Origin of the sequence: Virgibacillus indicus, from assembly GCF_002266285.1 — a bacterium.
Classification (GTDB): domain Bacteria; phylum Bacillota; class Bacilli; order Bacillales; family Amphibacillaceae; genus Virgibacillus_K; species Virgibacillus_K indicus.
Map to the genome: position 1 here is coordinate 242,749 of NZ_NPMS01000002.1, position 14,485 is coordinate 257,233.

Sequence of the window (14,485 nt, forward strand, 5' to 3'; positions counted from 1 at the left end):
GAGAGGCAAACGCCTAAAGTTGAGAGAGGTTTGATGAAAGTTGAAACATAATGAATGGAAACGCTGGTTTCTCTCAACTATTTCATCTTGTCTCTCAACTTTGGTGAATATCTCTCAACTAATTAGAACTATCTCTCAACTAAGCCCCCTGCTCTCCTAGTTACGAGCAGCATCCAGGCGAAAAGTGAAGTATAACGAAAAACAGCCTTTGATTAAAATTCATGCTCTGCAAGCATTGTCGCAAGTTCATCTTCTATCTTCCGTATTTCCTTCGCGTCCCCGAGATAATTATTGAACAAAATAGAAAAGATCAGTTCTTCCCCGTCCATTGCCGTAACATAGCCTGATAATCCGGAGACACCTGTAATTGAGCCTGTTTTCGCAATAACATTTCCTTTTGCGGGGTCTTCCATCATTCGATTCCTTAATGTGCCCCCAATCAGCCGATCCTCTTCCCCTGCAATTGGCAGGGAATTTTTAAATACCTTAAACCATTCTGCCTTCTGAATGCCGTACAGCAACATGGTCCATTCATCTGCCGGAACCATATTTTTATGAGACATACCGGAACCATCACGAATCATCATTGTATCTGTACTCATTCCTAAATCCCCTGCAGTCTGTTCCATGACCTCAAGCCCTTTTTCCCAGCTGCCTTCCCCATTGAAAATTTTGCCCATTTCCTTTACCAGTACTTCGGAATGTCCGTTATTGCTCAGTTTCATAAACGGGACAAACAGCTCCTCCAGCGGGATTGACTTTCTGGAAGTTAACAGGGTTGCACTTTCTGGTGTGGCACCCGTTGTTACTTCCGGCAGGCCGGCAAAGGTCACCCCTTTTTCTTCCAGCGACTTCTTAAACACATCAGCTGCGTATCCTGCCGGCTCCCATACGGCAACCCAGGATTTGGATGGTGTAGCATTTATCGGCATTTTGCCTTCAATAATAATATTATTTGTTCCATGCTCCCGTTCTATCGTAATGTCCTTATCTTCTTTTCCATCTACAATTTCAGTTTTATTAATAATTGTCACATAATCAGTTTCCGGAGTGAGCATCACCTCTGCCTGACCGCCAATATCCTCTGTCGGGTTTACCTCCACAATCACGGTTCCTGCATCATAGTCCTGATTTGGTGATAGCGTTAATGCCGATACTTGAGCCCCTGTATAAACTGACTCATCTGACCAATTTATATCCTGTGACAGGCGGATATCATCATACCAGCTGTCATCCGCAATGATATTTCCCTTTATTCGCTGGATGCCTTGATTCTGCAAGTCTATAGCAAATTGATCCAGGTTTACCTTCATTAATGTTGGATCACCTTTTCCCTTTAAATATACATTGCCGTGAAGTACATTTCCCTGCACCTTTCCGTCCGTCCATACCTCTGTTGCGAATCGGTATTCCGGCCCAAGTGTTGCCAATGCGGCCGATCCTGTTAACAGCTTCATATTAGAGGCTGGGTGCAGGCGGATATCTCCGTTTTTGGAATAAAGGACGTCTCCTGAATCAGCACTCCGGATACTGATCCCTGTTACTGCTCCATCAAGCAGTTCGTTTTCCAGGATGAGATCGACTTTATCATCCAGTGAGACATACCCATCTTCCTCTTCGTCCGTTGCAGTGATAAATAATGGCTCTTCCTCTTCAGGTAAAAATAAAAACAAAAAGACCGCACCTACAAGCAGCGAAAGGATAACGAAAAGTTTGATATACCGTTTTGAATTCATTCGATCATCACATCCTCTATTTTCCTTTGTATCTTATAATTATACATGATTATGGAGGCGGGGTAATGGTTATGAAACTTTTTTACAAAAAATAAGATCAGCGCTCATGTTTTATAGCCTTTTCGTTTGGGAACGAGGATAATGTAGGTAATCAAGGTCAGGGAAATTTGCCAAAAACCTTACTATAGGAGTGTTTCAAAATGAATCAGGTTTTATTCATTCAAACAGGTACAGGAATGGATGTACATGGTCAGGATATTACAAAGGCAGCTGTCCGTGCAGTAGAGAATGCCATTTGGTATAACTCGATGCCCGGGATTGAAAAAAGCCTCCCCGACCAGCGACTTGAAAACATGAAGGTGAATGTACGTGTTGCTGTGCCGCTGGATCGGGACAAGCTTGATACGGAGAAATTAAAGGAAGCCATTCCATATGGCAGTGTTACTGTTGATGTGACGGATGGCGGAATGGCCACAAGCAGCGGGATTATTTTAGAGGATAAAGATGATGAGAATGATTTAATGTATATTGTTAATGCTGCGGTTGAAGTTGGGTATTGATAGCTCAATTTCAGACAGATAGGATTTCACTGCAGGAAAAAGGCTGACAACTTAGCATCAGCCTTTTTCTTTTTTTCTAGCTAATTTTTCACGGTCTTCTATTCCTGGAGGCTGCTCTAACCAATTATTCGTTATCATAATATCAGCCCCACTTTTAGCAAGTCGTGATACCTCCAGCGATAACCGTTCATAATTAACCATCAAATCACTTCGTTGGCTGGCAGCTGCAGCTGTTGCATAGTTCCCTATTCCAGCTGTCATAATAAGAGACATGTGGAACATCATTAATTTGTCAGAGAATGTTTGGGTTGTGGAGCTGCTGACTCCTACATCTGGTACATGCGGGGCTTCAATCTCATCATTCAACAGAGTATCTACAAAAATTTTAATATGCTTCTTTGAGACTTCCTTACCCCGAAGCATAAATTCTTGCACCTCTTTTTTTTGCGATGATTGAGCAAAAGAAAGGCACAACTTAATGCCTACTGAATTTGTCGCTATATTTTGATACAAATAGGAAATTTCAACAGCATTTAATGGTCGTTTCTCATTGAAAGGATTTATCCCGCTTAAATACTTCTTATTATCCACATAATCCGTTTCTTTTGGAACTTCAATATGAGGATGTCTGGCATTTATTCCTTTTAGGAGAGCAATTTCAAGCGAGCGATTAAAGAGGCTGGCGGTTTTAGATAAAGCCTCTGTGAAGTAATTGCGTATATCCTCTCTGGTACTCATTGAGACAAAACCGCTATAGGATATCATCCCGACCTTCGCCATGTGATTCACATAGCTTAGACAAAATACATCAGAATAGAGCCAAGGAGCGTTCATGTTAACGTCTTGTTCGGTAAAACCGTTTGGTACGGCATAGTTATCCTGTTCAAAAATAGCAAGCAGCTGGCTTAAATGATCAGTTGTAATATCGTAAGTATACTGTATAACAGGCTTAATATCCGGATCTTCGATATGCTTAAGCATAAATTCTAAAACACATTTTGTCATACTATCATTCATATACCCTGTCCAAAGCGAGGCAATCTCGGCAGATGTCAGTTTTATTTTCTTTTCATTCATCACGAATCCTCCTCAAAAATGTGTGGATGTAGTTATTATTTCCCATGAAGATGTATTTTATGAGGGTATTGTGATCGATAGTACAGTAACTAGAGATGATTGGACCTTCTCCAGATACAATCCAATGATAGAAAAAATATAGCTATTTTAAATAAAACAGCACCTCCAATTATGAGAAACAATCATACATAATTATCTTATCAATATGGTGATTTAAGTATTTTTTGAATTTTTTAATTTCCAGGAAGTGATTGTATGGTATTATTATCACTACATATAAAAAAGGTGGGCGGTTTTATGTTTTCAAGAGAAATTGATGAAGTGCTGGAATTGCGGCTGCTGGATGTTTCCGATGCGGAGGCATTGTTTCAATTAACGGATGGCTCCAGGGAATATTTGCGTGAATGGCTTGGCTGGGTGGACACGACAACTACAGTTGATGATTCCCGTGCATTCATCGAACATACACTACGATCTTTCGAAACGAGGAAAGGACTTACCTGTGGTGTTTTTTATAAAAGAAAACTAGTCGGTACGGCCGGATTTAACAGCTTTGACTGGACGAATAAAATTGGGTATATCGGCTATTGGCTCTCCAAGGATTACCAGGGACTGGGGATTATGACAAAGGTTAGCAGAGCATTGACGGATTATGCTTTCTGCGATCTCAAGCTGAATAAAGTGGATATCCGGGCTGCCTATGAAAATGAAAGAAGCCGTGGAATCCCCGAAAGACTTGGCTTCACAGAAGAAGGTAAGATTCGCCAGGCAGAATGGCTATATGACCATTATGTCGATCATATTGTCTATGGGATGCTGGCGAGGGAATGGATTACGCATTAGCTTTACAGTGAGGGAAGGTTTGCTCATATCACTGGTTTTAAATATGGATAAAAAGTAAATTTTCAAGGAGGATTGAATGAATGGATCTTGTTTTTAAAACAGGAAAAGCAGTATTTAATTACAGGGTAGCCGGGATTTGGATTAAGAATGATCATGTCCTTATACATAAAGATGTAAATGATACAAAATGGGCATTACCAGGTGGAAGAGCTGAAATGTTCGAGGATTCACGCAATACATTAATACGGGAATTTCAGGAAGAGCTTGCTGTTAAAGCAGAAACCGGCAGATTGCTTTGGATTGTTGAAAATTTCTTCTCGTATCGAGGAACCGAGTTTCATGAAATTGGATTGTATTATGAAGTGGTGGGCGAATCAAGCTTGTTATTTCAATCAGATGCGTTTCATGGTGAAGAAGGCGAGCGGCTAATTTATAAGTGGCTTCCAATCGGGGAGTTAGACACCGTGGAATTATATCCGGCATTTTTGCGGAAAGGGTTGCGGGCGCTTCCGGCGTATACAGAGCACTTGATTACGAGGCAGGATTAGTGAAGTGGCTTGCGAAACAAAATGCTGAAGTTCATAAATTTCTTTAACTTTCAGGTTCCTAATTTAGCTATGCTGTCAATCTTTCTCCAACACCACTCTTCACTGTACTCAAAACCCAATAATATGTACAATATGAATTAACTCGAAAAAGGAACTGATAACTTAGGCAACGGGGAAATTTTACAGGGAGGGGAAACATCGTGACAACCATTTGCTTAATTCGACATGGGGAAACGGACTGGAATGCTGCCGGAAGACTTCAGGGAAAGACGGATATCCCGCTGAATTCAAAAGGGGTGAAACAGGCTGAGGCATGCAGTACTTTCCTGACATCCTCGCATTATGATGTATTAATTACAAGTCCTTTAAAACGTGCCAGGCAAACAGCAGAAATTATCAATCAGCTGCTGCACCTTCCTCTTCTTGTAATGGATGATTTCGCGGAAAGATATTTTGGAGATGCGGAGGGAATGACGTATGACGAAAGAAGTTTCGCATTTCCCGACAAAAACTATCCAAATCAGGAGGGTAAGGAAGACTTTTCCAATCGGATTATGACAGGACTTCAACATATTAATCAATCCTATCCCGATCAAAAGGTTTTGCTGGTCGCTCACGGTGCTGTAATCAAATCGGTTTTAAAAGCCTTCGCTGATGATGATGTCAGTATAGGGGAAAACAGGCTGATGAATGGCTGTATCAGTAATATTCAATTTGAAAATAAAAAGTGGAATGTAAAAGACTTTAACCGGACCGAGCATTTATAGAGAGAGAGAGTGAAATAATGACATTGGATAACCTGCAGGAATACGATGACCCAGTTTCCTATGATCAGGAGAATGATCCATATACAGAAGACATCTTTTTTTTAGCCAAATGGGCAGAAATGGTGAAAGGTACGATTATTGACTTGGCCTGTGGAACTGGGAGAGCTTCGATACCTTTAGCCAAACAGGGGCACAATCTGATTGGTGTTGATTTGCATAAAGGAATGCTGGAACAGGCAAAAAGAAAGTCTGAAAACCTGCAAATCGACTGGTTTGAGCAGGATTGCAGCAGACTCGACCTTCCTGTCAAAAGTCCTTTCATTTTCATGACCGGGAACTCGTTTCAGCATTTCCTGACAAATGAAGCACAGGATCAGCTGTTAACTTCTGTAAACAAGCATCTGGATAATGATGGAGTTTTTATATTTAATACGAGATTTCCTGCTGAGGAAGAGATATTACAGTCTGCTGTAGAGGAATATTGGAAATCCTACAAGGAAGATGGACAAAACGTGGATGTTTATACGGTTGAGGAATATGATGCATTGAATCAGATTCAGGGCTGTACAACGATAAGACGATATGAAGATGGGAATGAAAGGAAAACTAATATCCGTTTGCGATATGTTTTCCCACAAGAAATGGAACGGTTAATAAATGCAAATGGATTTCAGATCTTGCATCTTTTCGGTAACTGGAAGGAAGCTCCAATTTCAAATGACAGCAAGGAAATGATTTGTGTCTGCAAGAAAACGGTGAAATAAAAGGACCACACATCGATCATAATGTGTGGTCCTTTTCATTTAAATTTCATCCACTTTTTTGTGTACCTTCTTTTTAAGCTTAAATCCCAGTCTATTAACATATTCCTCATTTTTCACCAGTAATTTATATGCTTCCAGTACCATTGTAGTACGAAATAAAATATAAGCACCAACAGCAATAAAAACCGTAAATACAGGGAAATATGGAACTAAAACCCCTAAAGCGATATCTTTTCTTTCCAGTAATAAGGCGAGAGCCCCTGCAATAATAAAACAAATACCGACTCCCATAACGAAAGCATATTTTTTCTTCAGATTTTCATATCTGGTTGTTAATTCCTTAAGATAATTCTCATCCAGCAGCAGAATTTCTTTTCGCAGTATCTCATATTTAGCTTCTTCTTTCACTCCTGCTGAAACTAGCATTACAATACCCAGCATGGCAATGATAATGATAAGAAAGGTATAAATTGCAGGATCTTGTTTAAAAACTAAAAACGGCACGAAGCATAAAATTAACAGACTGATTCCTAAAGCAACACGTTTAGCAATCTCCGGCGCGTGAATCAAATAACCCTCCGCCATCTCTTTGCTTACGTAATAGCCATCTGCCTTTTCACTGTTCATTTCTACACTGTCCTTCAGCAGATAATCCATTGAGACCTCAAAGATATTTCCAATCATCAGAAGCTTTTCTGTTTCAGGATACCCTTGCCCATTTTCCCACTTGCTGATTGCCTGCCTGGATGTATTTAATTTCTCCGCCAAAGCTTCCTGGGAAAGTCCCTTTTCTTTTCTAATCTTAAAAAGTTTTTCTCCAAATGTCATATTTATGAACTCCTTTGTTATTAATATCTAAATTGTATTAAAACATTGCTGTGAGTTCTATCGTATGACAAATGCACTTTGTCAACTTACGGTTGCAATTGTGTTTTACTGTTAGAAAAATATATAATTTCTGCTTTTTCCCTTTAAATGATTTGCTAGAAGTCGCGCGACCTTGCCCATAATTCGCGCGGCAGGCCCATAAAGTCGTGCGATATTCGTGAAGAAGAGGTTATTGCGCAACTTCATGGGGTTATCGCACGAATTCCTTGCTTTATCGCGCGGCTATTCCACTTGAATGCACGAATTCAAGCTCCAGCAGGCCTTACAATTCAAACTCCCAGTCTTCCTTCATCTTTAAATACAGCACAAGCAGTGTATTTTCAAGTTCCCGTTCTGTCTTCGCTCCTATATCCAAGCCAACTTTCGGCAACAGAATTGCTGCCATCTCTCTTGTAAGCTGATATTTTGAAGAATCACGCAGCTCCACAAGCTTATAGCTGTATGTTTTCAGCAAATTAAATTCTTTTGTACCGAGTGAGTTATATGCCATAGCTCCAATTGATATAGTATCCTTATTTAGACCACGCTCTTCTATTTCTTTTTCCAAAGGGGTTTTCTTCTGACGCTTTGCTTTCCGTTCATGGACAACAATTGTTCCAGCTGCCATATCGCCGAGTCTTTTATGCTTGGAATGAAGAAATACGAGAATAATTCCCAGGAAATAACTCGTTGGCAGCATATCTACAATTCGCAAAAGATTGCGGATAATCGCAGACAGAAGGGTGATGCTGTGGCCATTTTCCTGAATGACGCGAATTCCTATTATATTCTTTCCAACAGTTTTTCCATTAAAAAAGTATTCTCCAACAAAAAAATAACCCCAATTCACTGCAAACAGTGCGATGATCATAATAGCCACCATCCAGCCATATTCCATCATCTGCCACATATCCGCACTTGTCGTAAATACTACCAGCAAAATAATTGCGATATTTGCAAAAGTCAGGATTACCTGATCAATAATCATTGCCGCCGCCCTGGATCCGAGGCCGGCAAGCCTGAAATTTAGAGAAACAAATTCAGGTGTTTTAATATTTATCTGATCCTGTGTCATGCCCTTTCTCCCCTAACTTTCACTTTCATACGTTCTTCTCTTATCCAGTAATAGCTTACCACACATAATATAAACCAGTAATCCGACAACCGTTACAAGTGCCACAACATATTTCATTTCCAGAGAAAGTGTGGAAGGCGTAATAAAGCCTTCAATGATCCCTGCAATAATGAACAAGGGAATTGTTCCAAGGAAAAGCTGAACCGACCGTTTGGCATTCTCCTTTAATTGATAGCCCCTGGTGTATGGACCTGGAACAAAGAGCTTATATCCCATTAACAGACCTGCACCGCCTGCGATAAAAATAGCTGTCAGCTCGATCATGCCATGTGGCACAATGTATGCCCAGAATTCATAGGACATGCCGGCATGCCAGAAAACCGCTGCCAGTGCACCGACGATCAAGCCATTATATGCAAGTACAAATACCGTTAGCAATCCAAATGTAATTCCACTGGCAAAAGCTAATATGGCTACTTGTATATTATTGGTCATTATTTGGGCTGATATAAGTGAGGAATCAATAGCGTCATGGCCAACTCCCAGCTGCTCCGGGTTTACTCCTGCTGCCATATCTGCTGGCATAATGGAATAGAAATGAAGCGGGTCATTTGCGACAGACAGAAAAGCTGCCAGCCCGCCGAACAGAAACAGCAGCATTGCTATAACGATAAACTTCCATTGCTCGAGCAGCAGTCCAATAAATTTCGTACTGAAAAAATACCGGACCTGCTGGAAGCTGGAAACCTGATCTTTATACAATAGATTATGCGATTTGGAAACAAGCTCATTTAAATAGCGTGTCACCTCTTCATCAGGATAATAAGTTTGACTATAGGATAAATGCTGTGCAGCCTTTTGATAGAGCCGATGAAATTTGGAAATGTCTCCGCCAGTCACCCTTCTCCCTTTTTTCTGAAGATGGCCTGCATATTCTTCCAGCCGCTTCCAATCCTCCCGATACTGCTTGACAAACTGCCTGATATTCATCTTTCCACCCACTTCCTCCTCACGAGCTTTACAGTAATCCCTGATTCATCCAATGGATATACTGGGATACCGCTTCTGTTGCTAATTTTTCTTCCTTTGCTTCAATCATGACTAGCCCCTGTGCTTCCCATTTTGCCTTCTCCCGTTTCTTCACCTGCACCTGCTGCTGTGCAATCGACTTCCTCATGGCCAGGTGCACAGTATCCGGACTTTGTCTTGTTTCTCTTGCCAGTGCATCGTCTTCAATACCTATCATAAGGAATAGATGCTTTTGCCGCAGTCGTTTTACGTAGTGCAAGGTACTTTCCTCATGTAAAAATGTGTGAATATCACTAAACAGTAAAATCAGACTTCTTTTTTTCTGAACGGTCTGTAAATAATTCATCACACCAGCGTAATTGGATTCTTTTGCATCTGCTTGCAAATGGTAGATGGACTGCAGGATTTTCTGTAATTGATCCATCCCTTTTTCCGGTGGCACAAATACTTTGATGTCATTGGAAAATGCCAGAACGCCCACATAATCACCATTTTTCAGAGCCGCTGCAGCGACTGTTATGGAAGCCTCCAAGGATTTCTCCAGACGGTTTGCCTCTTTAAGTTCCGCCCCCATCATTCTTCCACAATCAATTAAAATTGTTATATATTTTCCATGCTCCGGTTCATATTCATTTGTCATAACTTCCTGCATTTTTGCCGTCTGCCGCCAGTTGATTTTCCGGGGATCATCCCCAACCACATAATTTCTGATTCGGGAAAATTCCCCTGTACCGCTTTGTCGTCTGCGAATTTTCGAACCTTCATACAATAAAAACTTCTGGGCATTCTCCAGGTAATGCCTTGTTTCTGATAAATCGGGGATAACCTTTATCATATCGCTTTGCTCCACTGCCGTCTGTCTTTCCCAAAATCCAAACCTGCTGGCGTAACGGATGTATATCGTCTCAAGTTCATATTTTCCCCGGACAGTGGCTGTTGTTTCATAGGCTATACGGCTGAGGGTATTCGCCTTTGCCAGCCCACGAACAGGAAAATTCTGCTGAAAGGACTGAGGTAAATCATCGATGACTCGGAATGTACATGGACACGCAGATGTATTTTTAAATTCAATAGTAACCTGATAGTTAAGCCCTCGTTCCATTTCATCCGCTATATCCCGTATCGCTTCTATATCCTGTCGTTTTGGTAAGAAAAACAGATCGAAAAAGGATGCTAGAATAAATAAAACATTTACGGAAATAAGATACACCCAGGAAATATCCGTAAAAGACAGCACGATTAATGCTGCGGATAACAGCAAATAAATGATTAAAAGCCGTCGGGAAGGTAAAATCCCCCTATCTTGGAACAGGAATCGCGCCCACAAGCTCTTCGATGATCTGGTCAAGGCTCACTCCCTCCAATTCCATTTGTGGGGAAATTTGAATACGATGCCTTAGTGCTGGCTTTGCAACTATTTTTATATCATCCGGTGTGACGTAATCCCGGGCCGATAAATAAGCCCAGGCCTTTGCCGCCTTGGCAATCGATATAGCCGCTCTCGTACTTGCTCCAAACCGGATTGACTCCGTTTCCCGTGTTCTTCTTACCATCTGCATAATATAATTTAAAATATCATCACTTATTGTTACAGATTCCATTTCCTTTTGAATCTCCTGAAAAGACGGTATATCAAGAATAGCATCAATGGATTCATCAGTGTATCGGCGATCCAGTACCTGTTTTAATACATTCGTCTCTTCTTCAAGCTCCGGGAAATCGATGGTTAATTTAAATAAAAATCGATCCTGCTGGGCTTCTGGAAGTGGATAGGTACCTTCAAATTCAATTGGGTTTTGCGTAGCTACAACGAAAAACACTTCCGGGAGCGGATATGTTTCTCCCTGTATCGTCACTTGTCTTTCTTCCATCGCCTCAAGCAGTGCTGCCTGTGTTTTGGCAGGGGTCCGGTTAATTTCATCTGCCAAAATAATATTGGCAAAGATTGGCCCTTTCACTGTCTGAAAGGTGTTTTCCTTCATATTAAAAATGGTACTTCCGGTTATGTCAGATGGCAGCAGATCCGGTGTAAATTGAATCCGGCTAAATTTACCGCCAATTAAATTGGATAATGTCCTTACCATCTGTGTTTTCCCGGTACCCGGGACGCCTTCGATCAATACATGCCCGCCTGATAGAATGGCAGATAATAATAATCTCAGATTCGTCGACTGGCCGAAAATTCTTTCTTCATATCCATTGATTAACGTTTTGAGCTGACTGTTCATTCCTCTTCCACCTCTCGCCTGAGCCTGTCTAATTGTTTTGACCAGGCTAAGTATTCCTGTTTATTGACAGATTCCTTATTTAATAGATCCTGAAGGCCTCTTGTAAAGGTACGAGCCTCATCTTCTGACAGTTGCTTATCCCTCTTGGTGATAAGCTCACTGCTTTCCTGCCAGCTTCTGCGATACGGAATGCCCCACTTTTCCTGCAGCAGTAATTTTAAATAATCTGCCTGCAGTTTCAGGGAATCCTGATATCTGCGGCCCCGCTGATACCAGGCTGCAAGTGCTGTGGTCTGCTCATTGCTGAAACGCACAGTTGCCTCTCTTGGCATACGTATTGGTCCAAATCGCTTCCCCTTATACATTAGCCATAGCAGTGTCAGTATCGCTAGTTGCAGCGCCAGGACAAGCATCCATTTTGGATATAGAGCTGCTGTAGAAGGCTTATTCCCGGAACCATGAATATATTCATCTACTAATAGACTGTTGTGTTGCTCTTCCTGTAAAAGTGCTGAAATTAGCTCCACATGGTCTTCATCGGTTATGTAATCATTCGTCAGCCAGTTTGGTGAATTCACCACAACCAGGCTGCCATCACCAAAGGAACGCTTTAGCGCAACAGGTCCAGCATTATCCTTTAGTAAGACCTCATCCGATTCTTCTTCTTGTATCCGTACCATAGAGTGGACTAATGCTTTGTATTCCTCATCCTGCTGATCTGATACAGTGACGTTTTCCCCTGCTTCAGTCATCACAGGGTTCGTTTTCACATCAAACATACCCTCCGGATTACTTTTAAACAGCAAAATTGTATTTCCCGCTTCCATGTAGTCGATGTATTCCTCCATCTCCGCTCGTTCTGGTACATAGAATGGCTCAATCATGAGAAGAATTTCTTGTTTGTTTTCACCCGTTAAAAGCCCCGGCGCATGCTCCCATTTCTTTGTGTCTATATTTTCATCCTGCAAATATGTATAAAATGCCTTGGTACCTGCTGGTGCAGGAGATTCGGACACATAGCCAGGATATTCTTGGGGCTGTTTGGAAACAAGGAAATAGCTGAAAATAACAAACAGCAGAAGGATGACGGTCAGCCAAATCCATGTTTTTTTACCTGTCTGTGAAATTTGCAATCGTCCCGAACCCCCCTTTTAATTTTCCTGAATTCCCTTTTCACCAGTTTCATGCAGCCATTTCAGTGCTTTCTCCTGGTAGTTATGATATTCCTTTTCCGCGATTGGGCGTTTTCCATAAACAGCCTCATCAAATATACGGGCCAGCTCGTAAAAAGCTTCAGCTCTTTGTTTATCCTTTCGCTGTAATTCTGCAAAATAATCCCAGTTTGTTTTCCAGACATGTGCCTGAAGCCATTCTTGTTCATGAAAATAAAGCAGTACTGCCAGAAACTGGTGCCTCGTTGCCAGCGAATAATCTCTCGTTCTCTCTTGCTTTTCTGCTTCTTTCAAATGCCGCTCCACCGACCATTCCATCTCATTCATAGACTGAAATGGCTGGTGGTCCTGAAGTGCCCGTTTTCTTCTGACCAAACGCATTCCCAAAAACACACCAAGTAATGCCAGTAAAATAACCACACCAATTAGAATAACAAGCAGGGTATCTGCAAATCCATTCGATGGTTCAAAGCCTGACAACCATTCGGACAGCAGTTCTCTGAACCATGCTTTGATATTATCCCACCAGACTTCAAGGAAGTTCCGATTATCCTCGTAGTAAATCTGGTATTCTCTCTGATTTAAAATATCCTGCAGACCTTCTTTTGCCTTAGCTGGATTTTCCATACATTACCACCCGATCAGTTTTTTTGATAATCATCAATCATTTCCCTAAGATCATCCCCGTCCTGTCTGAGTTTCAGATCAAAGTAGATCACAGCATAGGCAACTGCAGTAATCATTGAGGTCAGCATCGCAATTAAATCAACGATGATAACATAGAGGACACTGTTTCCGAGAATGAATGTAAATACTCCCTCAATGGCTGCCCCAACAATAGTGGTAATCAGGATAATGAGGAGAAACAGTCCAAATATTCTCCAGGTATGCTTTTTCGTTAGACGCCAGCTTTCTGCAAATCCCGGGAATCCTTCTTCAAATACAACAGTACTAAGGTAAAAACACCAGCGGGTAAACAATAAAGCAACTACAAGGCCGATTCCCAAAAGTAATCCGATACTAAGGATAATTCCGATTAATGGATCACCTAAGCCGGTAATTACTCCAGGAATAATGATAAGAAATGCTACAGCAATTATGAGTCCAATTAAAATTGCTCCAATGATAACACTGCTTCCAAGCAATGGCCAAAACCTGGAAAATGCCCTTTTGATTACAGTTCCAGCTGTGAACTTTTCATCGTTTCTCACTTGCACTACAGCAAATAATACAGCCGCATAGCCAATCGGAGTTAAAACAAGCATTGCAAACCCTATGAAAAAATCTGATCCCATGCTATTATTCAGACTTTCATCATAGCCCGAAATAATTTGCTCAAACCAATTGCTGCCGCTGCCCACCTGTCTGAAGAAGCTGGTTCCTGATGCTAATAGAAATAGTGCCTCCAGCAGAAAAACTGGCCCCAATATGATTAAAAATATAAGGAAAAATGTTGAAAAATGACTCTTCAAAAGCTGAAAGGTGTGATCCAATATTTCACTAAAGCCCTTCGCCCTGCCAAACTTATCGTTCATCCGTACTTCCCCCTCTTATGTAAAACAACGTATATACTAGCAATTCTATCACTATTCCAGTAGTTTTTTTAGTAAAAGAGCGTGTAAAAATAATTTAATATCAAACACCCAATAGAGCAGCTGCTCTATTGGGTGTCGTTTGAATGGATACTGAGAGATAATGCTCTAAGGTTGAGAGACAGTACATGGAAGTTGAAAGATATTGGATCAATACGGTTATTTCTCAACTTATACTGCCTATATCTCAACTCAAATTTCCTTATTTCCCGGGAAATATCGACAAA

Annotated in this window: 15 protein-coding genes; 5 read left to right on the forward strand and 10 right to left on the reverse strand. The window is 41.1% G+C overall.

The genetic code is table 11. The features are described from left to right. Positions 1-212: 212 nt before the first annotated feature. Entirely contained in the window at positions 213-1,736 is a 1,524-nt protein-coding gene (dacB, locus tag CIL03_RS06845) for a D-alanyl-D-alanine carboxypeptidase/D-alanyl-D-alanine endopeptidase (RefSeq protein WP_094884956.1), read from the reverse strand. A 200-nt stretch (positions 1,737-1,936) separates the two neighbouring features. Here dacB and CIL03_RS06850 point away from each other — a divergent pair, with 200 nt between their 5' ends. Continuing rightward, entirely contained in the window at positions 1,937-2,296 is a 360-nt protein-coding gene (locus CIL03_RS06850) for a Lin0512 family protein (protein WP_094884958.1), read from the forward strand. A gap of 57 nt (positions 2,297-2,353) precedes the next feature. Here the strand turns inward: CIL03_RS06850 and CIL03_RS06855 are convergent, their stop codons facing one another. Beyond that, a complete protein-coding gene (locus tag CIL03_RS06855) occupies positions 2,354-3,373 on the reverse strand; it encodes a DUF3231 family protein (protein ID WP_094884960.1) in 1,020 nt (339 codons plus the stop codon). Positions 3,374-3,670: 297 nt separating this feature from the next. Between CIL03_RS06855 and CIL03_RS06860 the strand changes: the two genes are divergently transcribed. The 4 genes from CIL03_RS06860 (at position 3,671) to CIL03_RS06875 (ending at position 6,295) form a co-directional block, all read left to right on the forward strand. After that, positions 3,671-4,216: a GNAT family N-acetyltransferase gene (locus tag CIL03_RS06860; RefSeq protein WP_094885222.1), complete on the forward strand. Its 546-nt coding sequence runs from the start codon at positions 3,671-3,673 to the stop codon at positions 4,214-4,216. Positions 4,217-4,296: 80 nt separating this feature from the next. Then, on the forward strand, positions 4,297-4,764 hold the full coding sequence (locus tag CIL03_RS06865; RefSeq protein ID WP_094884962.1) for an NUDIX hydrolase: 468 nt from the start codon (positions 4,297-4,299) through the stop codon (positions 4,762-4,764). 200 nt (positions 4,765-4,964) lie between these two features. Beyond that, positions 4,965-5,531, forward strand: a complete 567-nt coding sequence (locus CIL03_RS06870; protein ID WP_094884964.1) for a histidine phosphatase family protein — start codon at positions 4,965-4,967, stop codon at positions 5,529-5,531. Positions 5,532-5,548: 17 nt separating this feature from the next. Next, the gene (locus CIL03_RS06875; RefSeq protein WP_206207676.1) at positions 5,549-6,295 is read left to right on the forward strand and encodes a class I SAM-dependent DNA methyltransferase; all 747 of its coding nucleotides are present in this window, start codon (positions 5,549-5,551) and stop codon (positions 6,293-6,295) included. Between the two features lie 39 nt (positions 6,296-6,334). Here the strand turns inward: CIL03_RS06875 and CIL03_RS06880 are convergent, their stop codons facing one another. The 8 genes from CIL03_RS06880 to CIL03_RS06915 all read right to left on the reverse strand — a co-directional run bounded on the left by CIL03_RS06880 (position 6,335) and on the right by CIL03_RS06915 (position 14,201). Further along, entirely contained in the window at positions 6,335-7,123 is a 789-nt protein-coding gene (locus tag CIL03_RS06880) for a helix-turn-helix domain-containing protein (RefSeq protein ID WP_094884966.1), read from the reverse strand. Positions 7,124-7,445: 322 nt separating this feature from the next. Beyond that, entirely contained in the window at positions 7,446-8,237 is a 792-nt protein-coding gene (locus CIL03_RS06885) for an RDD family protein (RefSeq protein ID WP_094884968.1), read from the reverse strand. A 12-nt stretch (positions 8,238-8,249) separates the two neighbouring features. After that, positions 8,250-9,227 carry a stage II sporulation protein M gene (locus CIL03_RS06890; RefSeq protein WP_094884971.1) on the reverse strand — a complete coding sequence of 326 codons (978 nt, stop codon included), beginning with the start codon at positions 9,225-9,227 and terminating at the stop codon, positions 8,250-8,252. 28 nt (positions 9,228-9,255) lie between these two features. Continuing rightward, a complete protein-coding gene (locus tag CIL03_RS06895; protein ID WP_094884974.1) occupies positions 9,256-10,614 on the reverse strand; it encodes a DUF58 domain-containing protein in 1,359 nt (452 codons plus the stop codon). Then, positions 10,565-11,494: an AAA family ATPase gene (locus CIL03_RS06900; RefSeq protein ID WP_094884977.1), complete on the reverse strand. Its 930-nt coding sequence runs from the start codon at positions 11,492-11,494 to the stop codon at positions 10,565-10,567. The genes CIL03_RS06895 and CIL03_RS06900 overlap by 50 nt, the downstream gene beginning before the upstream one ends. Continuing rightward, positions 11,491-12,627 carry a DUF4350 domain-containing protein gene (locus tag CIL03_RS06905; RefSeq protein WP_094884980.1) on the reverse strand — a complete coding sequence of 379 codons (1,137 nt, stop codon included), beginning with the start codon at positions 12,625-12,627 and terminating at the stop codon, positions 11,491-11,493. The genes CIL03_RS06900 and CIL03_RS06905 overlap by 4 nt, the downstream gene beginning before the upstream one ends. 18 nt (positions 12,628-12,645) lie before the next feature. Next, positions 12,646-13,293, reverse strand: coding sequence for a DUF4129 domain-containing protein (locus tag CIL03_RS06910; RefSeq protein ID WP_094884983.1), 648 nt, complete (start codon positions 13,291-13,293; stop codon positions 12,646-12,648). 14 nt (positions 13,294-13,307) lie between these two features. Next, positions 13,308-14,201 carry a hypothetical protein gene (locus CIL03_RS06915; RefSeq protein WP_094884986.1) on the reverse strand — a complete coding sequence of 298 codons (894 nt, stop codon included), beginning with the start codon at positions 14,199-14,201 and terminating at the stop codon, positions 13,308-13,310. Positions 14,202-14,485 lie beyond the last annotated feature (284 nt).

Excerpts from the sequence above, each read along its gene's own strand:
- CIL03_RS06910 (WP_094884983.1), bottom strand. The coding sequence starts at position 13,293 with ATGGAAAATCCAGCTAAGGCAAAAGAAGGTCTGCAGGATATTTTAAAT.
- CIL03_RS06900 (WP_094884977.1), bottom strand. The coding sequence starts at position 11,494 with ATGAACAGTCAGCTCAAAACGTTAATCAATGGATATGAAGAAAGAATT.
- CIL03_RS06855 (WP_094884960.1), bottom strand. The coding sequence starts at position 3,373 with ATGAATGAAAAGAAAATAAAACTGACATCTGCCGAGATTGCCTCGCTT.
- CIL03_RS06850 (WP_094884958.1), top strand. The coding sequence starts at position 1,937 with ATGAATCAGGTTTTATTCATTCAAACAGGTACAGGAATGGATGTACAT.
- CIL03_RS06860 (WP_094885222.1), top strand. The coding sequence starts at position 3,671 with ATGTTTTCAAGAGAAATTGATGAAGTGCTGGAATTGCGGCTGCTGGAT.
- dacB (WP_094884956.1), bottom strand. The coding sequence starts at position 1,736 with ATGAATTCAAAACGGTATATCAAACTTTTCGTTATCCTTTCGCTGCTT.
- CIL03_RS06880 (WP_094884966.1), bottom strand. The coding sequence starts at position 7,123 with ATGACATTTGGAGAAAAACTTTTTAAGATTAGAAAAGAAAAGGGACTT.
- CIL03_RS06865 (WP_094884962.1), top strand. The coding sequence starts at position 4,297 with ATGGATCTTGTTTTTAAAACAGGAAAAGCAGTATTTAATTACAGGGTA.
- CIL03_RS06890 (WP_094884971.1), bottom strand. The coding sequence starts at position 9,227 with ATGAATATCAGGCAGTTTGTCAAGCAGTATCGGGAGGATTGGAAGCGG.
- CIL03_RS06915 (WP_094884986.1), bottom strand. The coding sequence starts at position 14,201 with ATGAACGATAAGTTTGGCAGGGCGAAGGGCTTTAGTGAAATATTGGAT.
- CIL03_RS06875 (WP_206207676.1), top strand. The coding sequence starts at position 5,549 with ATGACATTGGATAACCTGCAGGAATACGATGACCCAGTTTCCTATGAT.
- CIL03_RS06885 (WP_094884968.1), bottom strand. The coding sequence starts at position 8,237 with ATGACACAGGATCAGATAAATATTAAAACACCTGAATTTGTTTCTCTA.